Consider the following 26,838-nt stretch of genomic DNA (forward strand, 5'->3'; position numbering starts at 1 on the left):
CCTGCCGCTGGTACACATCGCCGCTTTGTCCATCGCCCGCCTGCCGTTGCCAGTGCAGCAACAGGCTGCGCGCCAGCCCGTCGAGGATCGCCGGGTGGGCGTCATTTACCCGCCGACGCTCCCCGACTAGCGACCTGCATAGCGCGATGCTCGTCGGGTCTGTTCCCGCATGTAGCAAGGTCTGCTCCCCTAATGCGGCCCGATAAGCCGCCATCCAGCCATCCTCCGGCCGGAGGCCGAAGTAATAATCCCCGCTTGCCCCGTGAGACGAAGGTTCATGCAGGATATAGAGCTGGTAGCGATCCCCCGGCTTGCAGAACAGCAAGTCGCCAGGGCCGAGATCGTACTGCGTCTCATTGACGATAGCATAACATTCTCCTTCCACCTGCAAGCGCAGCAGATATACCTGTTGCACGTTGCTCGACTGAAAAGGCTTCGTATGTCGCGAATAACCGGCACTGACGACCTCCAGCACAAGCCCGCCTCCTTTACCTCCCTCTGACTTGGCTCCATTGTACTCGCAGAAGACGTATGAAGTACAGAAGATCGGAAGATACGTCAATAAAATCGGAATCCACGCTAACGACAATGAGAGCGCTTCAGTCGTATACTGAAACTTGATTATAGTTAGCATTCCGCCCGTTAAGGGTTGTTGAGGTGTAATCGGCAGCTGCGGTCCGGATATGAAGGATTGGCGGATACATCAAATAGTACTAGGAGGCAACAGGTATGGACAAAAAGCTCAGATTAGGCATCGTAGGAACCGGGGGCATCTTCAAGGCCGCGCATCTGCAGCCGCTGCTCGAGCATCCCGAGGTGGAGATCGTCGCCGTCTGCGACATCAAGCCGGGACGCGCCGAGGAGGTGGCGACAGCTAACGGCATCCCTGCTTATTATGAGGATTATAAGGAGATGCTGGCCAAGGAGCAGCTCGACGCCGTCGACATCTGCACCTCGAACCTGTACCATTCCAAGGTCGCTGTCGCAGCGCTGCAAGCGGGCCTGCATGTATTCTGCGAGAAGCCGGATGCGATCAATCCGGACGAGGCGCAGGCGATGGCCGATGCGGCCCAGGCAAGCGGCAAGGTGCTGATGACGATGCGCAACAACCGCTTCACGCCGGCAGCCAAATATATCAAGCGCTACATCGAAAACGGCCTGATGGGCGAGATCTACACCGGACGCTGCGGCTGGCTGCGGCGGCGCGGCATCCCGGGCAAGGGTGGCTGGTTCACGACCAAGGAGCTGTCGGGCGGCGGGCCGCTGATCGACCTGGGCGTCCACTTCATCGACCTCGCGGTGTGGCTGATGGGCAATCCGAAGCCTGTGGCGGTGTCGGGGGCGACCTATACCAAGTTTGCCGACGACGAGCTGAGCGACTCCGCGCATAGCAGCTTCGGGGATAAAGTGAGCGGCAGCGAGGCCGTGTTTGACGTGGAGGATCTGGCGACCGGCTTTATCCGCTTCGAGAATGGGGCGACGCTGCAGCTCGAGTTCAGCTGGGCCTCGAATGTTGCCGAGGAGATGAACTTCGTCGAGCTGCGCGGCACCAAGTCGGGCTTTAGCCTGAAGCGCGGCGAGCTGGAGGTATTCACCGAGACGGCTGGCCAACTGACGAATCTAAAGCCGGCGTTCCGAGGCGAGGCGCCGCCTGCGCACGGCGAGCATCTCAAGCACTTCATCGACGTGGTGCAGCAGCGGGCAGAGCCAATCAATCTGCCGGAGCATGGCGTCGACATGATCAAGATCCTCTCCGCAATCTATCAATCCGCCGCCGAGGGACGCGAGATTCGGCTCGACGGCAAGCTCTAAACTAGACAGCCCTCAAAATGCCAGGGAGGCCCGTGCCCGGAGTTGTGCCAACTATGGCACAAGTACCGGTGAATCAGCGCCCCGGGTTCGAAGTTGTGCCAAATATGGCACAAGTATCGGCGAAGGAGCGCCCCGGGTCCGAAGTTGTGCCAACTATGGCACAAGTATCGGCGAAGGAGCGCCCCGTGCCCGAAGTTGTGCCAAATATGGCACAAGTACCGGCGAAGCATCCCCCCGTGCCCGGAGTTGTGCCAACTATGGCACAAGTATCGGCGAAGTAGCGCCCCGGGTTCGAAGTTGTGCCAACTATGGCACAAGTATCGGCGAAGGAGCGCCCCGTGCTTGAAGTTGTGCCAAATATGGCACAAGTATCGGCGAGGCATCGCCCCGTGCCCGGAGCTGTGCCAACTATGGCACAAGTTTCGCTGGACGTGGTGAGCCTCGAACGCATAAGCATTCCCTATTTTAACTGCTGGAGCACTTAAGCATCGATCCTTTGGTCGTGCCTGCACGCTTTTTTGAGGATAGTCAGACTAAATGCATCTTGCGATTCATAGACATTTCCGTGCCTCCATGGCATCATAAGGTCCAAAAGCCCGTGGAGGTGGAGATAAATGAAGCAGGTGTTTAACGATCTGATCAAGCAGGATATCAAGCCGTTGTTGAAGGAGCATGGATACGCCAAAAAAGGATTGCACTTCAGCAAGGCGACTGATGCGATGACTTATATTATCAGCTTCCAGAAGTCTGCGGGCAATAGCGCGGATCAGCTGATGTTCTATGTGAACTGTGGCATCTATAGCGCCGAGCTGGCCGAGATTCAAGGAAAGTCCGTCAACGAAGCCCCCGCAGAAGTGGAGTGCCACTTCCGCGAGCGCATCGAGCACATCGCCCAAGGGGTGCCCGCTCGCTATGAACTGACGGAAGCGACGGATATCGATTCGGTTCGGCAGTCGCTGCGCAGCGGTCTCGAGCAGGTGTTAGACTATTACGCTCAGATGCCCGATGCCCGATCGATCGTGGACTATTATCGCGCCATTCCGGCGCTGCATCTGGGCGAGGAAGGGATGCGCTTGCTGATCCGCTCCGGCGAGCCGGACGCGGCCAGAGCTTATGTGGCGGCTTTGCGGGACAAGCACGGAGAAGAGAATCGGTGGTCGTACTTTGAAGGGAAGTATCAGGCGATTTTTGCTGAGTACGGGGAGGACATAGGGTCGTAATGCTCCAACTCGATAAGACAAAAAGGGCTGCTCAGGTTCGATCTGCGGCAGTCCTTTTGGCGTGTGAATGAGAACGACATCGTTAACCGTGCTTGTCATAGGGGCGATGGCTCTTCGATAGAAACGTTGATCTGATCCAGTAGAGTATAGTTATAGACGATCTCGTCCCGAATCTTATCATAGAGGCTCTGCTTATAAGCATCGAATTGCTCCTCGCTCGTAATCTCTTCCTTCTCTACCATGTCATCGCGCAGGGCGACGAGATAGAGCCCGTGGCGGTATCCTTCTCTTGTCCTTTCCGACTGCCAGTGCTGCTCCTCGCTTACACCCTTCATCTCGTAGGTTTTGGCCATCAGCGGCAGTATCCACGCCTCTTGCTCGTCATCGGGATCGATCTGTTCTAGCGCATCTCGTTGAGAAGCGATCTGCTCATCGATATCCGCCTCGGGCACGGAGAGGCCTCGACGTTCGGCTTCTTGTGCGATCAGCTTTGGCGTCAGCAGACGTTCGATGAGTTGTTCGTCGCTGGCTTCCGGCACCTCATGCCCCAATGAGCGGAGCAAGGCGCGATTTTGTTTTATTTCCACGAATTCCTCTTGCTCTACTGTAACTTCTTTTACCTGAGCCACCGCCGTCGGGCTCATTCGATTGCCCATGAAGTAGGTTGCAGCGAAGATGCCAGCCACTACGCAAACTGCCAGGATGGATAGGAGCCATATCCTCTGTCTCATCCGTGCCTCTCCTCCTTTTGTTACCCGCACACCTGATTTTCCAATTTTTATGACCATACCATACCGAATTGCTATCATCAACCGTTAGTAGCACTATTCTGAACTACCGCTTGCGGCCCCGCCTGTCCCATGCCCGAATCTCATGGTAGGATAGGAGTAAGCATCGAAATGATGGAGGAGGTTATGATGGAATTTGCTTTTGTGTTGGATACGCATGGGACCTGTGTGCATCAGTTGAGGGATGAGCTGGTGCCGCTGGAGGAGCTGGCCCAGGGCTGGAGCTTCTCCTACGGCATCGTCATCGCACTGCGCGTCCTGCCGGAGAGCTATGGCCGCAAGACGTTCCGTCGGTTCGACAGCCGGGAGCAGGTGCTGTATCTGGATATCAGCATCAGCTATGAGCAGTATCTGCGCATGTCCAAGCATGAGCAGCGGGAAGCGTTAGGCTTGCAACTGGACCAGTATCTGTCCGAGTCGCTGGCCAAGTACCCCAAGCACGCCGACAAATCGGCCCGGGAGGCGCTGTTGACGCAAGTGAGGGAGTGGATGGAGGCGAACGACTGGCTGAACGGCAGGCTACAGCGGGCACGCGAGCTGCTCGGTCAGGATATAGGACTGCATGAGATTAGTAGGCAACTGGACCTGCCTTTGGCCGAGGTCGAACAGCTCTTGCTTCGTATGCACCATGCGGATGAGCGGGCGGATATCCATCCCGACAATATAGCCGCTGGGGGGGCGTGCAGCCCTAACCGAATAATAAGGAGTGAGTCGCCGTGAACAAAAAACAAGCTGCCGCCCGATGGTCACCCGAACAGATAGCCGGGTTCCAGGAGGAGCTGGCTGCCATAACAGGCAAACGCAATATACACAAAAAAGAGCGTGCCCTCCCATCCTCTCCCTTCGGGCTGACGGAGGAGGGCTACGCGGACTTCAGAGGGGTCGCCCTGACCGAAGCCATGGAATATCTTACGCTGGAACGGGTCGATTTGTCCTATGCCCAGTTTCTGGACGCTGCTACGCTGCGCTCATCGACTCTGTCCCATTGCCTGCTCCAAGGCATTAAGTTGACTAACCGATTCGTGACGCGCCATTTCGAGCATTGTTCCTTCCGCCAGTCCAATCTCAGCCAGGCCAGGTTAGGCGAGCGGTTTGTGGATTGTGACTTTACAAGCAGCAATCTGAGCAAGGCGATCGCCAGGGATGTGTCGTTCGTGCGGTGCCGATTCGATGCCGCAAAGCTTCGCGGGGCGATGCTTATGCATTGTGTGTTTGAAGACTGCAGCTTCGAGGGCAGCGTACTGGGGGGCGGCTCCTTCTACGGGAGTCGGTTCATTGGCGCTACGGACAGCCTCCCGGAGTGGAGCGATACGATCGTGGATGGCATCAAGATGAATGATGTGCCGCTGGTGTAGCTCCTATGGATATCAAAATCCGCAGATTGTTATAAATACCTGCGATTAGCCTTGACCGTCCTTGCCGGAGGGCGGTACACTCTGACATAATGTACGCCTGCCCGCGCGCGTAAGCCTCCTTAGACTTGCTTAAGGAGGTCGTACGGCCGGGCAGGCCATCTTACGGAGTGGAGTGGTCAGCCGATGAAACTGATGGGGCATATCGCCGGCAGGAAATTTTTGCAGCGCATCCTCTTTTATTTCAACCTCTCCATGGCCGGGCTGCTGCTCATAACGGCTCTGTCCTTCTATCTCTTCTCCCGCGATACGATCCTGCAGACCCAGCAGGAAGCCAATCAGAAGGTGCTGACGCAGATCAAGCACAACATCAATTACATTCATGATATCGTGCGCAATCTCGGTATGGTGGCCACGCTCGATCCGAGCATCATCTACCTGATGAATGCAGCGCAGCCCGACCCGGTCATGAAATTCCAGACGCTGCGCAAGCTGGATATTCTGGCGGACTCCACGTCCTTTGTCGAATCCATCGTCGTCTACAGCGGAGCTGCCGACCAGTTCTACAGCGCCGGCTCCGGGGTCTGGTCGCGCCAGCACTGGCCGGAGCTGCAGCAGCGGCTGCTGGCGCGGCTGGGTCCCTCCGATGTAGGACTGCTGGCGCAGCTCCTGCCGCTCAAGCTGGACGAGAGTGGAGCTTATGTCGACTTGTTCTCCTATATCGTGGTGGATCATTATCCCGGTCAGGGCGCGACGCCCAACGCCGTCGTTGTCAACATCCGGCCGGAGTGGATCTTCGAGAATATTATGCAGCTGGACAATATGACGGACACGCGGAGCGGCATGGTGCTGGTCGACGAGCGCGGCCGCCTGCTGCAATCGGAAGGGATGGAAGCGCTGCAGCCGCCGGCTGTTCAGGCGTATCTGTCTGCGACGCACGCGACATCGGAAGCCGAGGCCACGGCCGATTTCTCGATCCGTCCGATCGGAGGGGACAGGTACGTCATCTCTGAGCTTAGTGTCGGCGTCAGCCAGTGGAAGGTGCTCAATATCCTGCCCTACGAGCAGGTGATGGGCCGAGCCGAGACGCTGCGCAATGCGATGCTGCTGCTGATCGGCGCGTTCCTCGTCGCCAGCTTCGTCCTGTCGCTCGTCATCTCCAACCGGCTGTATCGCCCGGTGGGCAAGCTGTTCGAGCTGTTCAAGCGGACCGGCTTGCCAGGCGGCGACACGGGGGCGGCGACGGCGGTCGCTGCCAGCGAGGACGAGATGCGCTTCATCACGGATGTGTATCAATCGACGCTGGAGAAGCTGCGCGAGGTCGATCAGGAGGGGAGCCGCAGCCGCAAGATTGTCGGCGACTATTACCTGCGCCGCTGGATCGCGGACAGCGCAACGATGACGCCGGAGGAGCTGCAGCATTGTGCCGAGGCGAGCCCGCAGCTCTTCGCATCTGCCGAGGCGAGTCCGCAGCTGTTCGTATCTGCGGAGGCAAGCCCGCAGCTATTCGCGCCTGCGGAGACGACCGAGTCCGAGCTGGAGCCGCGCTGGGCGATCGCTGTCGTCGCGCTCGATCAGCCGCACGCTCCCGGCGGCGTGATGTCGCAGGCGGAGGCGCGTCAGGAGAAGCTCTACCGGTTCGCAGCCTGCAATATTATCGAGGAGACGCTAGCCAGACGTTACCCCAACCGGGTGGTGGATATGAACGGCGAGTATCTGGTCGCCATCCTGCAAGTAGAGACCGGGGAGGTAGACATGAGCGGGCTGGCGGGCCTGCTCGGCGAGGCGCAGCAGACGTACAAGCGCTTCTACCGGGGCCGCACCTTCGCAGCGGCGCTGAACCAGGCGGCCGTCGCCTACAGCGAGCTGACCGCAACCTACGAAGCCGCCGTGCAGCAGCTCATGTACCGGCTGGCGCTCGGCCCGGACGCGATCATCACGTCAGACGCGATCGAGGGCAACCTGACACGCCAGGACTTCGCGATCCCGGCAGAGCTGGAGCACAAGCTGGCGGAGGGTCTGCGGGCCAAAAATGCAGACGCCGTGCAGGCGGTGCTGGGACGGATATTCGGGCTGATCCGGGCCATTCATTACGATTACATGACGTATGCGGTCATGCAGGTGATTCTGGTCATCAAGCAGATTCTCCGCGAGCCGGCCTTCGCGGCGCATGCAGGCTCGGTCGAGCTGCAGCATCTGAATCGCAAGGTGCTGCAGGCCGAATCGCTGACAGGCATGCAGGAGCTGCTCGGCGGGTACCTCGCCCAGATCTGCCAAGCGGACCACTCGCCACTCAAGGAAGACCGCAACAAGCTGATCGTCGATACGATGAAGGAGTTCATCGAGATCCATTACGCCGACATTAACCTGAGCCTGCAGTCGATCGCCGAGCATCTGAAGATGTCCCCGGCCTACGTCGGACGACTCTTCAAGCAGTATGAGCAGTGCTCGGTGGGGGATTATCTGAATAGCTACCGGCTGGAGAAAGCGTGCGAGCTGCTGGTCGGCAGCAGCTACAACGTCAAGGAGGTCGCCGACTGTCTCGGCTTCAACAACGCCAGCTACTTCATCACCCTGTTCAAGAAAAAATACGGCATGACTCCGAAGGAGTATCGCCTGAATGCTGCGCTGGGACAATAATTTTTCGCGCGATATTCATATAAAAGCCCAAAATTAAAACCCGCCTGCGCATGATTCGCGAATTTTGGGATATCCTCCAGCGCCTCCTCTTGCCACAATACAGGGGCAATCCATTTCAGATTCAGGGAAAGGATGAATGCAGTGGCAAGAGAGAAACGTTGGTTGGTGGGGTTGTTGGCCGTCACAGTGGCCTGGACGGGATTGCCCGTCCCGGGCGCGCAGGCGGAGCCGGTTGCGACAGCAGAGACGGCGATTTATGTATCGCCAAATGGAAGCGATTCCAATAGCGGAACGGCGGCAGAGCCGCTGCTGACGCTGGAGGGGGCGCGGGACGCGGTCCGCGAGCTGAAGAGCGAGGAGGGGCTGCCGGAGGGCGGCATCACCGTCTATTTGCGGGAAGGCACCTATACGCGTACGGCTACGTTCGAGCTGGGAGAGGAAGACTCCGGCACGGCTGATGCGCCGATCGTGTACCGGTCGTATCCTGGCGAGACGGTGCGGCTGACCGGAGGACAGGAGCTGGACACGACCGGCTTCCAGCCCGTCACCGATTCCGACGTATTGACGCGCATCATCGAGCCGAGTGCCCGCGGCAAGGTGCTGCAATTTGACCTGTCCGCAGCCGGGATTACGGATTATGGGCAGATCAGCCGGCATGGCTACTGGAAGGCCAACGATCTTAGTCTGGTCCCGCCGATGGAGCTGTATATTGGCGGTCAGGGCATGACGCTGGCTCGCTGGCCCAACGAAGGCACGGTACAGATGAACGAGATCCTCGATCCGGGACCGACGGTCAACGATGCGGACCTGCATGAGCGCGGCGGCACCTTCTCGTATACGTACGACCGGCCCCGCTACTGGACACAGGCCGAGGATATTTGGCTGGACGGCATCTTCGGCTACAGCTGGGAGTGGTCCTACAACAAGGTGGAGAGCATCGATCTCGACAACAAGACGATCACGCTGCAGTATGGCGAGATGTCGGGTCTACTGAAGAATTGGTACCCCGACTTCCACTTTGCGGAAAATCTGCTCGAGGAGCTGGATGCGCCGGGCGAGTATTACATTGATCGCGATGCGGGTCTGCTGTATCTGATGCCTAACGCAGCCTTCCGCAGCGGTGAGGCAAAAGCGACGGTGACCATGCTGAAGGAGCCGATGCTGCGCACGACGGGAGCCTCGCATATCCGCTTCGAGGAGCTAGGGTTAGAGTATGGAAGAGATGTCGCAGCCATCATCCTCGGCGGCAGCCATGTCGAGATCGTGAACTGCGATATTAGCAACTTTGCCAACGGCGGCGTGCGCATCAACGCTCCGGGCCGCTACGGCTACGACGGTGTGGAGAACGACCGCAACGGTAGTAACCATGCCGTCATCTCCTCGCATATTCGCCATGTCGGCGGTACAGCGGTGACGCTCAATGGCGGCGACAAGGAGACGCTGGAGCCGGGCAACAATCGGGTGGAAAATTCGCATATCCACGACTTTGCCTATTACCACAAGGCCTATAACCCCGGCGTGCTGTTCTCTGGTGTCGGCAATCAGGCGATCGGCAATGAGATCCATGACGCGCCGCATCCCGGCATCATCCTGTACGGCAACGATCACCTGATCGAGTACAACAACATCTACGACATTTGCAAGGATTTCCAGGATCTTGGCGCGATCTACATGAACGCCGGGATGATGCCGGATGAACGCGGCACGGTGATCCGGCGCAACTATTTTCATCATATCGGGGAGAACCTTCACGGCGTGGAGGGCGTCTACCCGGACAATATGACGATGGACATCACGATTGAGGAAAATATTTTTTACAAAATGGGCAACAGCGCCATCAAGAGCGGTACGGGCTCGTACATCTACGCAGCCAACAATATGTTCATCGACACTTACGTGCCGTATGACAATTACGAGATGTTCATGAGCCGCGAGCCGGACAACCGGGTGGACCGCGACTACATGCCGAAGTGGCTGGAGCTGTTCGAGCGCTACAACAACTTCGAGGGCTCGATCTATGCAGAGAAGTATCCGGAGCTGCTGACGTTCTTCGAGGAGGATCGGTACTTCCCGACGACCAATCACTTCAAAAACAATGTCATCTACAACCCGACGCTCACTCGCTCGAATCAGACCAATACGAACGGAGCGCGGGACATCCATAATCTAATGAACTATGAAAACAACTGGATCGCCACCAGCAATCCCGGCTTCGTGGACCCGGCGGCGGGCGACTTCCGGCTGACTGAGGATGCGGAGGTGTTCACGCGAATCCCGGGCTTCGTGGAGATTCCGTTCGAGCAGATCGGCACCCAGGGTAAGGTGGGCGTCTCGAGCAATCCGGATACCATCGAGGTGACCGGCGTGCATCTGCCTGCGGAGGAAGTGACGATGGCGATCGGCCAGAGCGTCTCGCTGCGGGCCGAGATCGTGCCGTGGAATGCGACAGAGACGGCCGTGACGTACAGCAGCAGCGAGCCGACGATCGCCGAGGTCGATGCGGACGGCAGCGTCACGGGGCTGCTCCCGGGGACGGCGGTTATTACGGTCGTCTCTGCGGCTAACCCCGCCCTCACCGCAGAGGCGGTGGTGACCGTCACCGAAGGGGGAGGCGTCCTGCACTTCACCGACTTCGAATCGGGCGGCAATGGCTGGCTGGTCGATGCCAACCATAGCATTACCGCAGATGAGACGGGCAATCATTGGTACAGCATCGTGAACGGGGCGAATAGCCAGCATCCTCGGCTGTTCGCAGACTACGAGCTGAGCTTCAGGCTCCGTACGCCGGCTGCGATGCCGGAGGGCGGGGTGCTCATCCTGTACGACCGCAATGGGGACAACGGCAGCGGCCATATCCGTTACCGTCACTCGGAGAGCGGCTCCTCCTGGATCCTGTACGACGCCCAGTGGCGGACGCTGGAGGAGGTTATCCTGCCTAGAGCGGGTCTGGCAGCCAATACGGACTATGATGTGCGCGTGATCGCGCAGGGTCCGTCCATCCGTGTATTCGTGGATGGCGAGCTGGTCCTCGAGGGCGAAAATCCGGGACATAGTCCATCGGGCAAAATCGGATTCTATGTCGAGGGCTTCGCCAATCTTATGTTTGATAACGTGACCGTCTCTATCGTCCGTATCCCGGTGACCGGACTGTCGCTGAGCAGCGAGTCGCTGGCCTTGTCGCCGGGAGAGCGGCGGCGGGTCGAAGCGATCGTGACGCCGATCGACGCGACGGATAAGCGGCTGGTGTGGCAGTCCAGCGATCCCGCTGTCGCCGTGGTGGAAGGAAGCGGCACTGTACGGGCAGTCGGCCCCGGAACGGCGGTACTGACGGCTGCAGCCGCAGCCTATCCGGAGATTACGGCCGAGCTGGAGGTGACGGTAGGCGCGCAGCAGGACTATCCTTTCATCGATCTGGGCGAGCATCTGGGCCGCAGCGAGGATTGGGTCGGCGGAGAAGGGCTGACATTCGGCGAGGGCACGGTGCGCTTGAATGGAGAGGGCGTATTCGGCTATGAGGGCGAGCGCTTCGGCAGCGGCCTTCTGCGTTTCCGGGCGGACTTCGGTGCCTTCGGCACGGGGTGGTACGGCTTTGCGCTGCGCTCCGACCGCACGGCAGACCCGACCTGGGTAGGCGCCAACAAAGGCTATCTGGTCGTTATCAAGGCGGATCAGATCGAATTCCAGACCTGGAAGCCGGGGCAGACGATGGTCGAGATCGTGCCTAATACGACGATCCTTCCGAATCAGGAACACGAGATCGAGATCGGAGCAATCGACGAGGAAGACGGTGTCCGCTTCATCCTGCGGGTGGACGGCGTAACCGCGCTGAACATTCTGGATGAAGATGCGGACAATCCAATCGCCGACGAGGGCTATCTGAATGTCTATCACTACACCGGCGCAGACAACACGCTGGAGCTGAAGCCAGCGCTGGCGCTGAGCGAGCTGCGCCTGGATCAATCGCAGTATAACCTGACAACCGGCGGCCAGGCGCAAGCGACTGTCCAGGCCGTCTATAGCAATGGGGACACAGCGGAGGTCTCTGAGGGCGTAGTCTATGCGACGGGCAATCCAGCCGTAGCAACGGTGACGCCTGAAGGCAAGCTGACCGCAGTAGCAGCGGGCACGACCAAGCTGACGGCGACGTATGGCGGGCTGACAGTCGAGGCAGAGGTGCGCGTAACCGCGCCAAGCACAGGCGGACCGATCTACATGCCGCCGGTGACGACGGAGCCTCAGCAGCCAGAGCCGGAGCCTGAGACGGAAGACGGTCTGCGCGTCCTAACGGCCGATGATGTTACGGCAGCGGATGAGGATGGCACCGTGGCTGTTCCGCTGGAGCCGGGCGAGACGAAGCTGCACATTCCTGCGGGGATGCTGGCTCAGCTGAAGGGTCCGCTGGCTGTTCGCAGCGGTCCGCTGACGCTGACCTTCCCGCTGGAGGCGCTGAACGCGATGGCGGAAGCGGCGTCGCGGGAGTCGGAGTCTGCACAGTCGGCTGCAGCCGCCCGGACGGAGGGCGCCTCAGGCGCAAGCGCAAGCCAGGACACGGCAACGGCGGTGCAGGAGTCTGGCAACACTGAAGCTGACGCTGCTGATCTGCTCCTGGTCATCAGCGAAAGGGCGGTTGCCCTGTCGCAGCCGGGAGGAGACGGACACCGGTATCACGCTGCTGGAGCTCCTTATGAGCTGGCGTTGTTTACGATCCGCGATGGCTTGCGCGCCGCTTACGAAGGCGAGTTGCCGGAGCCTGTGCAATTGACCTTGTCGCTGGCGGAGTTCGCAGGAACAGCAGCTTGGCTGGGACTGTATCTGCCTGCAGTGGATGGCTCATGGGCCTATCAAGGGGGCGGCGCATCGGCTGACGGTCGTCAGTTTATCGCGGAGCTGACTGCTCCCGGCACCTTCGCCGTGCTGGCGTACGAGGCGAGCTACGCCGACCTGCCAGCCGCGCATTGGGCGTCCGAGGCTGTGCAGACGCTGGCCGCGCGGCATATCGTGACCGGCCGCAGCGTCGACCGCTTCGACCCTGCCGCATCGACGACGCGCGCCGAGTTCGCCGCCTTGCTAGTCCGCGCCTTGCGCGTGCCGGACGCCGTCGCCGCGTCTGCCTTCACAGATGTGCGCCCGGCGGATTGGTACGCTGGCGCTGTCGCCGCTGCCGAGGCGGCAGGGCTGGTCCTCGGCAGCGAAGACGGCAGCTTCGCCCCGTCGCGGACGATCACTCGCGAGGAGATGGCTGTGATGCTGCTGAGAGCGTATACTTACGTTGCTGGCCAAGGCGCTTCGAGTGCTGGAGCTGCACCAACGGCGCTGACCGATCTGGCGGCAGCCGCTGCCTGGTCCCGTGACGCCATCGCCGAGGCGATCGGCCTCGGCCTGATGCAGGGCTATCCGGGCGGCGCCTTCGAGCCCAAGCAGACGGCGCGCCGCGATGAGACGGCGCAGACGATCTACAACCTGCTGCAAGCGCTCCAGTCTGCAACAAAAGCGCCGTTTTAATACGCGATTTAATACTTTATCCGCTTTTTAGGATTTATTTTGCCTCAGCCCCCATGCCATGATGAAGGCACCATAGGGGGAATTGCCGAAGCGGACAGTTCTGATCCGTTCGTGAAGGCTTTTCCCCCACTAATGAGGGTAAGGGGGTGAACAACCTTGAAGAAGCTGTTCCGCATGGGGAAGAGCGACCGCGAGCTGACGCTGCTGGCGCTGCCTTCCCTCCTGTATATCTTCGTCTTTAGCTACCTGACGATGTTCGGCGTCATCATCGCCTTCAAGAACTACCGGTACGATCTCGGCATTCTGGGCAGCGAGTGGGTCGGCTTCAGCAACTTCCGCTTCTTCTTCATCTCGGAGAAAGCGTTCATCGTCACCCGCAATACGATCCTGTACAGTCTCTGGTTCTGGGTCATTACGACGTTTGCTGCGCTGTTGGTCGCGATCCTGCTCAACGAGATATCGCGTCGCTGGAGCAAGTATTACCAGACGATCATGTTCCTGCCGACGTTCGTCTCGTGGGTCGTCGTCATGTTCCTGGTGCAGATGTTCCTGAGCCACGACTACGGGTTCCTGAACCGGTTTTCCGAGTCGCTCGGTCTGGATCGCGTCCGCTGGTATTTGGAAGCCTCCTACTGGCCCGCGATCCTGACATCGGCGCATCTGTGGAAGTCGATCGGCTTCTCGGCGCTGGTCTATTATGCAGGCATCGTCGCGATCGATCCATCGTATTACGAGGCGGCGCGTATGGACGGCGCATCCCGCTTCCAGATGGCCCGCAAGATTACGATTCCGATGCTGGCGCCGCTCATCATTATCCTGATGATTATGGCGATCGGCAACATGTTCCGCGGCGATTTCGGCCTGCACTTTTTTGTCCCGAACAACTCGCCGCTCCTGTACAATACGACGGATATTATCGACACCTTCGTCTACCGGGCGCTCAGCGTCAGCGGCGATATCCCGATGGCGACGGCAGTGGGCCTGTATCAGTCGGCGGTCGGGCTGGTGCTCGTGGTAGCTGCCAACTACACCGTCCGCAGATTCAGCGAAGAAAATTCATTATGGTAGGGGATTGACCGATGGAAACCTATGCTATGCGGCGCAGCGGCATCGTCAATGCCCTGCTGAATACTTTTTTTATCGTGTTGTCGCTCGTCATTATCGCGCCGTTCATCCTGATCGTCGCCGTTTCGCTAACTGATGAGCGCGCTTTGACGACCTACGGCTATTCGTTTATTCCCAGTCAGTTCAGCTCGCTGGCGTATGAGTACCTGTTGCAGACCCCGAAGGTTATCCTGCGGGCTTATGGCAATACGGCGTTTATAACCGTGGTGGGGACGCTGCTCAGCATCCTGCTGACGAGCATCATCGGCTACACGATTTCGCGGCGCGATTATTCGTTCCGTTCCTGGGTGACGATCTATGTGTTTATTCCGATGATGTTCTCCGGCGGGCTCGTGCCGTTCTACATCCTGATGACGCAGTATCTGCATCTGAAAAACTCCCTGTGGGCGATTATCCTGCCGGGGCTGCTCTCTCCCTTCTACGTGCTGATCATGAAGGGGTTTATGGGCAAGATACCGTTCGAGATCATCGAGTCGGCCAAAATGGACGGCGCTGGCGAATGGCGGATTTTCTTCCGCATCATCCTGCCGCTCTCGACGCCGGCATTGGCAACCCTGGGGCTGTTTATTGCCTTCAACTATTGGAACGAGTGGTTCAACGCCCTGCTGTTCATCGACGAGGATCGACGGGTGCCGCTGCAGCTGCTGCTGGTGCGGATTATGAATACGCTTGATTTCCTGCGCAACAACAGCGAGTATATCCAGTCGCTTGGCCTCGATATGAGCCAGTTCCCCAACGAATCGGTGCGGATGGCGCTGGTCGTCATGGTGGCGGGGCCGATGATGTTTGTGTTTCCGTTCTTTCAGAAGTATTTTGTGCAGGGGATGACCGTAGGCTCCCTGAAGGGGTAACTGTTGAAAAATCAAGCCTACGGTCACGGGATCGTTCAGTGAAGTAAATAGTAGATGGAGGGGTTCGAATGAAAAAAATGCAACGGGCGCTGCTCGTCTGGCTAGGTTGTCTGGTCTTCCTGGCGGCTTGCAGCGGCGGCAATAACAATCCAGGCGGGTCGAACGCGGAGCCAGCAGCGCCGGGCAATAGCGGAGAGACGCCGGTGAATGCGGAGACAGACGGCGAGCTGCCGCATGTGGAGCTGATCTGGTACTACGGCGTGTCCCAGGTGTCGCCGGATCAGCAGAAGATCGAGGCTGAGGTGAACCGCATCGTGGAAGAGAAGCTGAATGCGACGGTGAAGCTGCGCCCGATCGATTTCGGCAGCTATACGACCAAGCTCAACACCGCCAGCGCAGCCGGAGAGAAGTTCGACCTCGTCTGGACTGCCAACTGGGCGTTCAACTATGACGAGAATGTCAAAAAAGGCGCGTTTATCCCGCTCGACGAGCTGCTGGAGCAGCATGCGCCAGAGACGCTGAAGGCGATCCCGTCGTTCACATGGGATGCGACCAAATACCAGGGCGAGATCTATGCGGTGCCCAACTATCAGACGATCACCTCGCGTTACGGAGCCAGCATCCGCAAGGATCTCGCCGACAAATACGGCTTTGACGCTTCGACGGTAGAGACGCTGGAGGATCTGGAGCCGTTCCTGGCGCTGGTCAAAGAGAACGACCCGAGCATCACTCCGCTCATGCTGACGGGGCCGGGCACCAAGTTCGAGCCGTTCATGTACGGCTTCGACGACAATGGCATCCGCATCGGCGACGACACGTTCAAGACGCAGATCCTGGAGGAGACGCCGGAGTACAAGAGCTTCGTCGAGCTGATGCACAGCTGGTTCGAGAAAGGCTACATCAACGACGATGCCTCGACGGTCAAACAAATCGACGCCCTCTACAACGGCAAGTATGCCTCCGGTCTGGAGAGCGCAATGAAGCCGGGCTACGAGGCGGAGAAAAAAGCGTCCAACGGCGGCTATGACGTGATCGGCATCCCGCTCACCGAGGCGACGACGCGCCGCACATCCAACATTACGACGCTGACGGCAGTGAGCCGTACTTCGGCTAACCCGGAGCGGGCGGTCATGCTCATCGAGCTGGTCAATACCGATCCGGAGCTGTACAATCTGCTCAGCTTTGGCATCGAGGGCACGCACTACGAAAAGCTGGACGAGAACACCGTCCGCATCGATCCAAACGCCAGCTACCGGGCCCAAAACTGGGTGTTCGGCAACGTCTTCAACGGCTATCTGGTTGAAGGGCAAGCCCCGGATACGTGGGAGAAGACCAAGGCGCTCAACGAATCGGCATTTGTCCAGCCAACCTTCGGCTTTTCCTTTGACGATACGGCGGTCAAGGCGGAGTATGCCAATGTGATGGCCGTCAAGGCGGAGTATGAGCCGCTGCTGATGACCGGCACCGTCGATCCCGAGACGTATCTGCCCGAGTATCTGACCAAGCTGCGCAACGCCGGCGCCGAAAAGGTGCGCGATGAGCTGCAACGCCAGCTCGACGCTTGGGTGGCGGAGAATGTGAAGTCGTAAGCTATTAACTGGAACGCGAATAAGTCTCATATAAGTCTCGAATAAGCATCGACTAAGTCTCGAATAAGCACCGAATAAGCACCGAATAAGCACCGAATAAGCATCGAAGAAGGGCTGCCGCTAAAGTGGCAGCCCTTCCTCTTGGCTGGGGTCGGGTAGTCCGGAGGGGACGGTTAGTACGCTGTACCGGAAGCGTATGGGGGCTGCTGGTATCCTGAGCCGTGCGATATGCGATGTTAGGATGGCAGTTACGCTAACGCTTGCCCTCGGCCGTATTTGCTCGAAAAACGTACGACGCCCAGTCTAACGCTCGCGGAGGCGCTTATTTTTGCAATTCTGTCTCCAAAATCGGCTTTTTCATACCCATAAGCGCCGTGGTAAGCATTAGACTCCGAATCGGAGCCAATCGCCGCCAATAAGCGCCATGGTGAGCGTTACAGTGGGCGCCCTTTCGGCCAACAAGCGTTTCCATACGCGCATGACCTGCGTATGAGCGATCCTGATGGGATACCTGTACTCGCTTAACTGCAAAAATACCTCTAATTATGCTCCAATGTGCGTGCAATGGGAATTTTAATGCAAAAGTGCAGTTATTTTTGGGAAACGGCGCATGATGGGGGAATTTCAATCCGATTAAGTGCACTTTTGCATTTATTTACCTGTTTTAACCCTGTTTCGCCGGAAATAAAGGTACTTTTGCATTTATCGCTATCCGGCTGGCCTTTGTTTGAGCAAAAGCGCGGGATAGAAAACGTTACTTATGAGCTATCTACTAGTCCAACTCCGCTCGCGAGAACAGGTCTCGGATGACGGCATCATCCTCACAGGCCTCCAGGAACCCTGCGGCGAATCGTGCGAGCGCCTGGCTGTCCTCGGAATAAGCGCAGAACATATCCGCCTCGGGGTCGAAATGTACGACGCTCTCTATCTTCGGCATACGCTCCTTGATGAACACCGCCGCCAGCGACCCCCAGTCATAGCCGTTGCCCTCGAAGCCCTCGTCCTCCCGCTCGGCGAACACCTCTTGCTTGTAGCTCCCTGCCGTGAGGATCAGCGACACCGACCGGTCGTGGACGATCCATTTGAAAGGGGCGAACTGGTTCTTGTCGATTGGAGCAGCAGTTTCTGCAGTGCGACTCAAGCCGCTGACAGACACTTTCTTGGTCTTCGGCTTGCTTGCGGACTTTCCTATGTCGCGGAGGTTGAGGTGTTCGCGAGTCATGTCGAGGAATTGCCGGTTGAGCGCATCCTTGGGCTCCAGACGGCAGGCCTCCTCGAAGCAGGGCAACGCTTCCTGATAACGATCCGAATAATAATACGCATAGCCCAGGCGGAATTGCCACAGCGCATCCGTTGCTCCTTGCTCCTGGACCGTGAGCAACAGACGAATCGCTTCGTCATAGTTGCCGATGTTGTTGTGCGCGCGCGCCAGATGACCGATCAACTCGGCATCCAGCTCTTCCTCCGGCAAGGTTGTCAGCTCAGCGACGATGGCCTCATGTTTTTGCTTGCCATACCACACGTTTAGCTTCTTGAGCAAATCCGCTTTCATCCAACGACATCTCCCTTCGGGGCATTTGATCGAGTCTAACAATGCCCTTATTTTACCGCCGTCGGTTCATGCGGGACCAGAGTCTAAAGGCACGTCCTCCCGATAAGGCAGCTTGCCGCAAAGAGCACAGAAAGACAGGACGAGGCAGGGATCGAGTGGTAGGATGAGAAGCAAGGAGAGTGAGGCTATGGAGTGGCTGACACGAATGCAGGATGCCCTAACCTATATCGAGGACCATATGACGGAGCCGTTCGGTATCGAAGAGGTGGCCCGCGCAGCCTATGCGTCGCCATTTCACTTCCAGCGGATGTTCCGTATGCTGACCGGCGTCTCGGTGGGGGAGTATGTCCGTCGCCGTCGGCTGACGCTGGCTGCGCAGGAGCTTGCCGTTCAACAGGCGAGGGTGCTCGATGTGGCGTTGAAGTACGGGTACGAGTCGCCGGAGGCGTTTGCCAAGGCGTTCCGCAAAGCGCACGGCATCGCGCCGTCGGCGGCGCGCGAGCAGGATGCGCGGCTCAAGGCTTATCCTCGCCTCACCTTCCACCTGTCCTTGAAAGGAGACCAAGATATGGATTATCGTATTGTGAACAGAGAGGCCTTTACAGTCACAGGAAAGAAGATTGTCTGCACCCATGTGGATGGCGAGAACCTTCGTCAAATTCCTGCCTTCTGGCAGCAGTGCCATGCAGACGGCACCTCGGACCGCTTGGTGGAACTGGGCGGCGGCCAGCATGACCTGCTCGGCATCTGTGCCGACATGAGCCCGGAGGGAGATTCCTTCTCGTACTGGATCGCGGTAGAGGCCGACCGCCCCGACGAAGCGGGACTGTCGACGCGGGTTATTCCCGCTGCGACATGGGCCGTATTTACATCTGTCGGTCCGATGCCAGGCGCGATCCAGGCTGTGTGGCAGCGCATCTACCAGGAATGGTTCCCAGCGACCGGCTACGAGCACACGGGCGGGCCGGATTTCGAGTTCTACCCGCCAGGCGACCCGGCCTCGGCCGACTATCGCTCGGAGGTCTGGATACCTGTGCAGATGGCGGCGCGGACCTGATACGCTTGGAGCTGCGGTAGCTCGGGCAGAGCCCTTGCGCAGCGTCTGCGCGTAGTCGACGCGTGGTCTGGCGGCATGACGGCGGTCGGGACGAACACACTGACGAGCTTATATTCATGCTCTCAAAAAAGCGAGGCCACCCTCCCAGCCGAGATATCGACGGGAGGGTGGCCTCTTCTTGGTACATCGCCTCGCGTGGCGACGTCCGTCTAGCGAGTAAAGTGGTACAAGGCGTCCGCAGGCTGCGGGATGTCCGCCCAGGTGCGGCCCTCTCCATTGAACTGGGGCAGCCAAGGCGTCAGCGCCTCGAACATCTCGTCGCACATGCTCCATACCTGCTCGGTGCTGCAGATCGCCGCGGTCAGCGGGTCATGCAGGATCGCCTGCTTGACTAGCTCGCGGTTGCCCGTCAATGCCGCCTCCACAGCCATCTCCTGGACGTTGATGCTGGCCCGGCAGGTTGCTGCGCAAGCGAGCGGCAAATCGCCGATCCAGGTCGGCGCGATCCCGTTCCGGTCTACATAACAAGGGATCTCGATGGTGGCGCCGTCCGGCAGGTTCGTGATATGGCCCTGATTGGCGATGTTGAAGTTGCCGCGGTACACCTTGCCTGTCTCGAGCGCTTCGATGATGTAAGAGCCGTGCTCCTCCGAGCGTTGTCCGAGCGGGATCGAATCGAGCTCTCCGCTGAGCCATTTCGGATACATCGCCTTATAGTCCTCATACCGGGTCAGGCAATGCTCGAGATAGCCCGCCGTGACGCCGCCGATCCACTCTTTATCATTGATCCAGCGGTCCATATCGGCGGATTTTTTGCGGTACCAAGGCAGGTATTCGCTCAGGTGTCCGTTGGATTCGGTCGAATAATAACCGAACCTGCGCAGCACATCGATCCGGCAAGGCTCCGTCTGCGGCAGCGTCGGATGGTTCTCGAAGGCCTCCAGCAGCCCGGGCAGCATATCCTTGCCCTGGTGCGATACTTTGACAAACCACGTCTGGTGGTTGATGCCGGCGCAGATCTGGTCCAGCTCATCCTGCGGCAGGCCAAGCGCCTCGGCGATCTGCTCGTGGCCGTGCTGCACGCCATGGCACAGACCGACGACCCGGATGCCCCCGGCCCGGCGCACCGCCCAAGTGTTCATGGCCATCGGATTCGAGTAATTGAGCAGCAGCGCGTCCGGGGCCAGCTCGCGCATATCGCGGGCGATATCGAGCAGGACCGGGATCGTACGCAGCGCGAAGAATACGCCGCCAGGGCCCAGCGTGTCGCCGACACATTGCTCGACGCCGTACTTCAGCGGGATCTCGATGTCGTGCTTGTAGGCCTCCAGTCCGCCGACGCGCGCCAGACAGATGACATAGTCCGCCCCGGCGATTGCCTCTCTCTGATCCATAGTGGAGCGGATCGTCGCCTGATCCAGTCCGTTGATGTCGAGCATATGCTGGCTCAGCTTGGTCACCATCGTCAGATTATCCTCATCGATGTCCATCAGTCGGAACTCCGTGTCGCGCAGCTCCGGCACCGCCATTACATCCATGATCAATCTGCGTGTAAAATTAATGCTGCCTGCTCCGATCATTGCGATCTTTATCATGTTCTATCTGCACCCCCGTATAAAATAATTGCTCCCTTACACTTTTCCCATTAAGCATAGATCCGAGGGGGGATGGCGTAAATAGGAACTTATTATCGATAGGGTAGTACAATATTGCTCATCTCTTAATCCACAAAAATATGGTGGGCGGGGATGTCCTCTGCGCTCTCGCGGAATTGCTGGGGCGAAGCGCCCAGCATCCTTCGGAATACCTTGCCAAAGTAGCTGCTGTTGTCAAAGCCGGTGGCGGCGGCAATCGACGCAACGGCAAGACTCGTCTGGCGGAGCAGCCGCGACGCTTCGCCGATCCGGATATTGGTCAGATGCTGAATCGGCGTTAGGCCGGTATGTTTGACGTACAATCGGCAGAAATGATACTTGGACATCCCTGATGAGGCGGCAATCTCCTCGAGCGTCAACGCGCGATGAAATTGCTCCCGCATAAACTTCTGAGCGGCGATAACCGCTTCGGGCATATGTTGCGGCGACTCGGATTTGCCCTCCACGCAGCGCAGGCAACTAATAATCCACTGATAAAGCCGGACGGAGATATCGTATTTGTCCTGCAGCGCTTGATTGTGAGCGTCCTGCATCATCTCCCACAGCATCGCGATCGGTTGGGCATTCGGCTTTAAGGCGATCACCGGTCCGTTTTTCTCGATGATCTCGTTCCAGTAGGAGTGGACATGGTCGCCTTCGGCGGTCAGGAAGACGAACTCCCACGGCTCGGCTGCATCGGCAGGATAATAGTAGCGGTGGTCGTCCGGTATGCGGACGAAAAAGCCATGGTTTTTGGGTACGGTATAATGCTTGCCGCCGATCTCCAGATGGCCTTCGCCCGAGAGCGTATATTGGAACAGCACGAACTTGTCGCCGCGCGTCCGGCCGTCCCAGCGGTAGCTTGCATTGACGGCGCTCTCCCAGCCTACGGTGCGGATGACCATCAACGGGTCTGAATCGTCTCTGTAGCGAAAGCCATAATTGGTTCTGAGCAAAATAATACTACCTCCTTGCTCTAATAATCCTATTGAAATGTAATCTATTCTCCATTAAATTGGGGATGCCAGCATTTTATATACGAAAATATTGTACTATATATCATCTTGTACTCAAATACCGAACATAGGAGTGAGTCGAAATGCCAATGGTGGATATGCCGCTCGCGCAGTTGCAGACGTATCCGGGCACCAATCCGCGGCCGGCGGATTTCGAAGCGTATTGGGATCGTGCGATCCAGGAGATGCGGCGTCTGGACAGTCAGGTGGAGCTGGTGGCCAGCGAGTTCCAGGTACCCTATGCCGAGTGCTTCCATCTCTACTATACCGGAGTCGGGGGAGCCCGGATTCATGCCAAGTATGTCCGCCCGAAGCATGCGCCGGCTCCGCACCCGGCGGTACTGTTGTTCCACGGGTACGCGCATCATTCCGGCGACTGGGCGGATAAGCTCAGTTATGCGTTGGCAGGCTTCTCTGTACTCACGATGGATTGCCGGGGACAAGGCGGACTATCCGAGGACCCCGGCGGCGTGAGGGGAACGACCCACAAGGGACATATCATCCGTGGCCTCGAGGATGACCCCGACCGGCTGTTGTTCCGGCAGATCTTCCTCGATGCCGCGCAGCTCGCCGGCATCGTCATCGATCTGCCTGAGGTGGACGGGACGCGTGTCGGCGTCATGGGCGGCTCGCAGGGCGGCGGTCTGGCGATCGCCTGTGCGGCGCTCGAGCCGCGCATCAACCGGGTCGCTGCCAGCGTGCCGTTCCTGAGCGATTACAAGCGCGTATGGGAGATGGACCTGGCCAGAGATTCGTATGAGGAGCTGCGCGTCTTTTTCCGTCATCATGATCCGCAGCATGCGCGCGAGGACGAGATTTTCGAGAGGCTGGGCTATATTGATACCCAGCACCTGGCAGGGCGGATTCGCGGTGAGGTGATGCTTGGCGTCGGCTTGTTGGATACGGTCTGTCCGCCCTCGACGCAGTTCGCCATCTACAACAAGATCGCCTCTCCCAAGCATCTGGAGCTCTACCCGGACTACGGGCATGAGCGATTGCCGGGGTTCGAGGACAAGACGATCTCCTTTATGCTGGGTATGCGTCAGCAACATGCGGATACGTAGGCCTTCCCCAACCGCTGTCTCCCCTGGATAAGCGCTCCGAGAGCGCTGAGAAGGGCCGGAGACAGCTCTTTGCGCATATGCTATGATAGGCTTCAGACGACACCCCCAGTCTTTGCAGCAGGAGGGAACAACCCCATGTTTTCCAGACTGAAAGCGCTAACAATATATCCCAAGCTTGTATTGTCTTTTCTGCTCATTATCCTGCCCATCTATATTACCAGCCTCATGATGAATCAATCCGGACAAGACTACGTCAAGGACCAGATCGCGGAATCGTTGTCTTCCCGGATCCACTTTTACCTCTCCTCTCTGGACACCGAGTTTGCTCGACTGATCCGGCTCAAAGCAGAGTATATGACCGACGACGATCTCATGGATCTTGCGGCAGCTTCGCAGCTGCTGAACGATTATGAACGAACCGAGCTTATCCTGGCCGTCAAGAGCAAGCTCTATCTACTGAAGAGCTCCAGCCCGTTCGTGAACAATGTAAAGCTGTTCGTCCCGGCGCTCGGTCGCAGTATTACGGCCAATGACTATGAGGATACGATCGCGCAGGCGGAGCTTGACGCCATCCTCAATCCGGACAATATGAGGACGCCCATCTTCAGCATGAACGATGCCTTGCTGATGAGCGGCGTCTATCCGGATGCCGTCTATCTGAACCGACAGCCGATCCTGGCGATCGGGATCGAGCTCTCCCGCAAGGAGATGGTTCGTACCCTATCCAATATCGTTACCAGAGAGCAAGGGGGCGCTGCGCTCATCAACAGGGATCGGAGCTGGAGCCTCTCCTCGGGCATCGATGAGGCTTCCTTGACGGAATTCACGCAGCAGTTGCAGCAGCAGACGGGGTTGGACGATGGGGCGCATCAGGCGACAGCCGGTCAGATGACGCTGACGATGAGCGGCAAGAATTATTTTATCGCGTATGCGTACTCGCCGTTGCTGGATGCAACGCTTGCCGTATTCGTCCCGGTCGAGCAGGTACTGCAGCCGCTGAGCGAGCACCGGGACTGGCTCTGGTTGTTGTCGTTCATTGCCGTCGTGTTGGTCGCATTATTCGCCTACTGGATCTATCGACTGATTCATCGGCCGCTGAGGCGGCTCGTCGTCTCGTTCCGCAAGGTGGAGAAGGGCGACCTTCGGGTCCGCGTGCAGCCGGATACCCAGGACGAGTTCCATTATCTGTACACTCAGTTCAATACGATGCTCAGCCGGATCGAGCGGTTGATCGGGGAAGTGTATGAGCAGCAGATCCGCTCTCAGCAATCGGAGCTGAAGCAGCTGCAGTCCCAGATTAATCCGCATTTCTTCTATAACTGCTTTTTTATTCTGCAAGGCCTCGTCCGCATGGGGCAGACGGAGCTGGCGGATCGGATGCTGCATCATCTGGGCAGCTACTTTCACTTCATCACCCGCAGCGGCAAGGAATTCGTCCCCTTGGACATGGAGATCAGCCATGCGGTCTCCTATGTCGAGATTCAGAAGCTGCGGTTCGGGGACGCCATCGATGTCGAGATGGATAGCCTGCCGGCCTCCTGGCGGATGGTCGAGGTCCCGAGGCTGATCGTGCAGCCGTTGATCGAAAATGCCTACAAGCACGCCCTCGAGCATAAAGTGACGGGCGGGAGGCTGCGCATCGGCTTCGCCGAGCAAGACGAGGGGCGTGTCCTGACCATAGAAGTCGAGGATAACGGCGCCGAGCTGGGCGACGAACGATTGGCGCAGCTGGCGCGAGAGCTGGAGCGATCGGAGCAGGCGATGGAGATGACAGGCATCTTGAATACGCATCGCCGATTGCAGCTCCGATTCGGACGCGAATACGGCCTGACCGTGGCAAGAGGCGCATGGGGCGGGATGAACGTGCAGATCCGGCTCACAAGCGAAGGGGGAGAGAGGCATGTTGAAGCTGTTGATCGTCGATAATGAGCGGATTATCGTGGAGAGCCTGCTCGATCTGTTCGAACGCAACGAGCGGATCGAGCTGGAGGTCCACGGGGCTTACTCCTCGCTGGAGGCGCTCGAGCTGCTGCGGCGGACGCGGATCGATATTGTGCTCTCGGATATCCGCATGCCCGGGATGGACGGGCTGGAGCTGCAGCGGGAGATCGTCAAGGAATGGCCGTGGTGCAAGGTGATTTTCCTGACGGGCTATGACGACTTCGAATATATTCATCAGGCGGTGCGCAATGGCGGCATCGATTATCTGCTCAAGATGGAGGGCAACGAAGCGATTGTGCGAGCAGTAGAGAAGGCGGCTGCGGAGCTCTATGAGGCGGTGGCGTCCCGGCAATTGCTCGAGCATGCGAAGCGACAGCTGCAACTGGCCAGACCGCTGCTGCTCCAAGAGTATGTGATGGAGCTGGTCCAGGGGGACGCGGATGCCCATCGCCGGAGAGCGGTGCGGTTCGCCGAGCTGAGCCTCCCGCTAGGGAGCGCGGATCAGGTGCTGCTGGCGATCGGACGCGTCGATGACTGGGGGGATAGTCTGAGCAACTCGGACAGGCAGCTGCTGTTGTATGCGATAGCGAATATAGCAGACGAGTACTTCGCCAAGGCTTCCCGCTGCGTATCGGTCAGCTTCGAGCGGAACAAGCTGCTCTGGCTCATTCAGCCTGCGGGGGATGGAGCGGCGGACAGCGAACTGTCGACCAAAGCATCGCACAGCCAGCTCATCCGGTTTATTCACGGCACTATCGAGACGGTCCAATATGCGTGCAAGCAGTACCTGAAGCTGTCGTTGTCCTTTGCGGCAGCGGACAGGATGCGTGCCTGGGAGGACGCGCCGGAGCAGTTCCATGCCTTGAAGCGCCTGTTCGGCCGAGGTCTCGGCCTGGGCAAGGAGTTCATCCTGCTGGACAAGTCATCCCAGGGAGGACAAGTCCAGGAGCCGCCCATCCAGACGCAGGCGATGCGCAGTCAGCTGGAGAAGCTCGGCGCGATGTCGGCCTATCTGGAGAACGGTCAGCGACAGCATTTCGAGACGGAGTATGCCAAGCTGATGGATATGGCCGCGAGTCTCGACCGGCCGGATACGTATCTCAGGCTGGAGATCTACGCTTCGCTGGTCGCTATCTTCCTCTCTTATATGAACCGTTGGGGTCTGCATGCCGAGATCGGCCAGACGTTTGATCTGGGGCGATTGGCCAGCCTCGACGCCGATCGCCATTGGCATGAGGTGGAGGCTTATTTCTCCAGCCTCGCAGACCGTCTCTTCGAGCAAAAGCAGCTCGACCAGCATAGCAGCGAGGGCCATCTGATCCGGCATGTCCAACTCTATGTGGAGCATAACTTGGCCGGCGATCTGTCACTGACCCGGATCGGCGAGGTTGTCGGCTACAACCCTTATTACTTGACGCGCTTGTACAAGCAGAGGACGAACGAAGGGCTGACCGAATACATTATTCGCTGCCGCTTGGCCAAGGCGCAGAGGCTGCTGACAGAGGGGCAGATGATCGTACAAGACATTTCCAGAGCGGTCGGCTTTATGACGGAGCAGTCCTTTTACCGCTTCTTCAAAAAGGCTGCTGGCTGTACTCCCCAGGAATACAGGGAGCGATCCATGTTATCCAAAACGGATAATGAAAAGTGAAAATCGGCGAGTAGAGCGGGCGTCAGGCCCCGCTTTATACTAAG

At 58.5% G+C, this 26,838-nt stretch carries 18 protein-coding genes; 13 read left to right on the top strand and 5 right to left on the bottom strand.

Annotation, left to right across the window (positions count from 1 at the left end; genetic code table 11):
* A partial coding sequence (locus PA598K_RS14775; RefSeq protein WP_185601985.1) for an AraC family ligand binding domain-containing protein occupies window positions 1-475 on the bottom strand: 475 nt, incomplete at its 3' end.
* A 254-nt stretch (window positions 476-729) separates the two neighbouring features.
* On the opposite strand from PA598K_RS14775, the gene PA598K_RS14780 reads away from it, so the two are divergent.
* Window positions 730-1,812, top strand: coding sequence for a Gfo/Idh/MocA family protein (locus PA598K_RS14780; RefSeq protein ID WP_128657709.1), 1,083 nt, complete (start codon window positions 730-732; stop codon window positions 1,810-1,812).
* Window positions 1,813-2,426: 614 nt separating this feature from the next.
* Entirely contained in the window at window positions 2,427-3,032 is a 606-nt protein-coding gene (locus PA598K_RS14785; RefSeq protein ID WP_128657710.1) for a DUF4304 domain-containing protein, read from the top strand.
* 95 nt (window positions 3,033-3,127) lie between these two features.
* Here PA598K_RS14785 and PA598K_RS14790 read toward each other — a convergent pair whose 3' ends face one another.
* On the bottom strand, window positions 3,128-3,763 hold the full coding sequence (locus PA598K_RS14790) for a SurA N-terminal domain-containing protein (protein ID WP_185601986.1): 636 nt from the start codon (window positions 3,761-3,763) through the stop codon (window positions 3,128-3,130).
* Between the two features lie 168 nt (window positions 3,764-3,931).
* Between PA598K_RS14790 and PA598K_RS14795 the strand changes: the two genes are divergently transcribed.
* The 7 genes from PA598K_RS14795 (at window position 3,932) to PA598K_RS14825 (ending at window position 16,879) form a co-directional block, all read left to right on the top strand.
* Window positions 3,932-4,540 carry a hypothetical protein gene (locus PA598K_RS14795; protein WP_260405415.1) on the top strand — a complete coding sequence of 203 codons (609 nt, stop codon included), beginning with the start codon at window positions 3,932-3,934 and terminating at the stop codon, window positions 4,538-4,540.
* Window positions 4,537-5,175 (top strand): pentapeptide repeat-containing protein, encoded by a 639-nt coding sequence (locus PA598K_RS14800; protein WP_128657712.1) that lies wholly within the window; start codon window positions 4,537-4,539, stop codon window positions 5,173-5,175. Before PA598K_RS14795 ends, PA598K_RS14800 begins: the two co-directional genes overlap by 4 nt.
* 183 nt (window positions 5,176-5,358) lie before the next feature.
* Window positions 5,359-7,812 carry a helix-turn-helix transcriptional regulator gene (locus PA598K_RS14805; protein ID WP_128657713.1) on the top strand — a complete coding sequence of 818 codons (2,454 nt, stop codon included), beginning with the start codon at window positions 5,359-5,361 and terminating at the stop codon, window positions 7,810-7,812.
* A 141-nt stretch (window positions 7,813-7,953) separates the two neighbouring features.
* Entirely contained in the window at window positions 7,954-13,314 is a 5,361-nt protein-coding gene (locus PA598K_RS14810; RefSeq protein WP_185601987.1) for an S-layer homology domain-containing protein, read from the top strand.
* A 156-nt stretch (window positions 13,315-13,470) separates the two neighbouring features.
* Window positions 13,471-14,382 carry an ABC transporter permease gene (locus PA598K_RS14815; RefSeq protein ID WP_260405416.1) on the top strand — a complete coding sequence of 304 codons (912 nt, stop codon included), beginning with the start codon at window positions 13,471-13,473 and terminating at the stop codon, window positions 14,380-14,382.
* 11 nt (window positions 14,383-14,393) lie between these two features.
* Window positions 14,394-15,290, top strand: a complete 897-nt coding sequence (locus PA598K_RS14820) for a carbohydrate ABC transporter permease (protein WP_128657715.1) — start codon at window positions 14,394-14,396, stop codon at window positions 15,288-15,290.
* A 68-nt stretch (window positions 15,291-15,358) separates the two neighbouring features.
* A complete protein-coding gene (locus tag PA598K_RS14825) occupies window positions 15,359-16,879 on the top strand; it encodes an ABC transporter substrate-binding protein (RefSeq protein WP_128657716.1) in 1,521 nt (506 codons plus the stop codon).
* A 772-nt stretch (window positions 16,880-17,651) separates the two neighbouring features.
* Here the strand turns inward: PA598K_RS14825 and PA598K_RS14830 are convergent.
* Window positions 17,652-18,431 carry an Imm51 family immunity protein gene (locus PA598K_RS14830; protein WP_128657717.1) on the bottom strand — a complete coding sequence of 260 codons (780 nt, stop codon included), beginning with the start codon at window positions 18,429-18,431 and terminating at the stop codon, window positions 17,652-17,654.
* Between the two features lie 187 nt (window positions 18,432-18,618).
* Between PA598K_RS14830 and PA598K_RS14835 the strand changes: the two genes are divergently transcribed.
* Window positions 18,619-19,488 carry an AraC family transcriptional regulator gene (locus PA598K_RS14835; protein WP_128657718.1) on the top strand — a complete coding sequence of 290 codons (870 nt, stop codon included), beginning with the start codon at window positions 18,619-18,621 and terminating at the stop codon, window positions 19,486-19,488.
* Between the two features lie 209 nt (window positions 19,489-19,697).
* Here the strand turns inward: PA598K_RS14835 and melA are convergent, their stop codons facing one another.
* Window positions 19,698-21,083: an alpha-glucosidase/alpha-galactosidase gene (gene melA / locus PA598K_RS14840; protein ID WP_128657719.1), complete on the bottom strand. Its 1,386-nt coding sequence runs from the start codon at window positions 21,081-21,083 to the stop codon at window positions 19,698-19,700.
* A gap of 125 nt (window positions 21,084-21,208) precedes the next feature.
* Window positions 21,209-22,078 carry an AraC family transcriptional regulator gene (locus tag PA598K_RS14845; protein ID WP_128657720.1) on the bottom strand — a complete coding sequence of 290 codons (870 nt, stop codon included), beginning with the start codon at window positions 22,076-22,078 and terminating at the stop codon, window positions 21,209-21,211.
* Between the two features lie 143 nt (window positions 22,079-22,221).
* Here PA598K_RS14845 and PA598K_RS14850 point away from each other — a divergent pair, with 143 nt between their 5' ends.
* From PA598K_RS14850 to PA598K_RS14860, 3 genes are all read left to right on the top strand, one after another.
* Complete coding sequence (locus tag PA598K_RS14850) at window positions 22,222-23,202, top strand: alpha/beta fold hydrolase (protein WP_128657721.1); 981 nt, start codon at window positions 22,222-22,224, stop codon at window positions 23,200-23,202.
* 135 nt (window positions 23,203-23,337) lie between these two features.
* On the top strand, window positions 23,338-25,128 hold the full coding sequence (locus tag PA598K_RS14855) for a sensor histidine kinase (protein ID WP_128657722.1): 1,791 nt from the start codon (window positions 23,338-23,340) through the stop codon (window positions 25,126-25,128).
* The gene (locus tag PA598K_RS14860; protein ID WP_128657723.1) at window positions 25,103-26,794 is read left to right on the top strand and encodes a response regulator; all 1,692 of its coding nucleotides are present in this window, start codon (window positions 25,103-25,105) and stop codon (window positions 26,792-26,794) included. The genes PA598K_RS14855 and PA598K_RS14860 overlap by 26 nt, the downstream gene beginning before the upstream one ends.
* Window positions 26,795-26,838 lie beyond the last annotated feature (44 nt).

It is taken from the genome of Paenibacillus sp. 598K (assembly GCF_003851045.1).
Taxonomy (GTDB): Bacteria; Bacillota; Bacilli; order Paenibacillales; family Paenibacillaceae; genus Paenibacillus_D.

Bases quoted from the DNA above. Each gene is read 5' to 3' on its own strand.
- PA598K_RS14795 (WP_260405415.1), top strand. From the start codon at position 3,932: ATGATGGAGGAGGTTATGATGGAATTTGCTTTTGTGTTGGATACGCAT.
- PA598K_RS14780 (WP_128657709.1), top strand. From the start codon at position 730: ATGGACAAAAAGCTCAGATTAGGCATCGTAGGAACCGGGGGCATCTTC.
- PA598K_RS14850 (WP_128657721.1), top strand. From the start codon at position 22,222: ATGCCAATGGTGGATATGCCGCTCGCGCAGTTGCAGACGTATCCGGGC.
- melA (WP_128657719.1), bottom strand. From the start codon at position 21,083: ATGATAAAGATCGCAATGATCGGAGCAGGCAGCATTAATTTTACACGC.
- PA598K_RS14805 (WP_128657713.1), top strand. From the start codon at position 5,359: ATGAAACTGATGGGGCATATCGCCGGCAGGAAATTTTTGCAGCGCATC.
- PA598K_RS14820 (WP_128657715.1), top strand. From the start codon at position 14,394: ATGGAAACCTATGCTATGCGGCGCAGCGGCATCGTCAATGCCCTGCTG.
- PA598K_RS14830 (WP_128657717.1), bottom strand. From the start codon at position 18,431: ATGAAAGCGGATTTGCTCAAGAAGCTAAACGTGTGGTATGGCAAGCAA.
- PA598K_RS14860 (WP_128657723.1), top strand. From the start codon at position 25,103: ATGTTGAAGCTGTTGATCGTCGATAATGAGCGGATTATCGTGGAGAGC.
- PA598K_RS14855 (WP_128657722.1), top strand. From the start codon at position 23,338: ATGTTTTCCAGACTGAAAGCGCTAACAATATATCCCAAGCTTGTATTG.
- PA598K_RS14785 (WP_128657710.1), top strand. From the start codon at position 2,427: ATGAAGCAGGTGTTTAACGATCTGATCAAGCAGGATATCAAGCCGTTG.
- PA598K_RS14835 (WP_128657718.1), top strand. From the start codon at position 18,619: ATGGAGTGGCTGACACGAATGCAGGATGCCCTAACCTATATCGAGGAC.
- PA598K_RS14825 (WP_128657716.1), top strand. From the start codon at position 15,359: ATGAAAAAAATGCAACGGGCGCTGCTCGTCTGGCTAGGTTGTCTGGTC.
- PA598K_RS14790 (WP_185601986.1), bottom strand. From the start codon at position 3,763: ATGAGACAGAGGATATGGCTCCTATCCATCCTGGCAGTTTGCGTAGTG.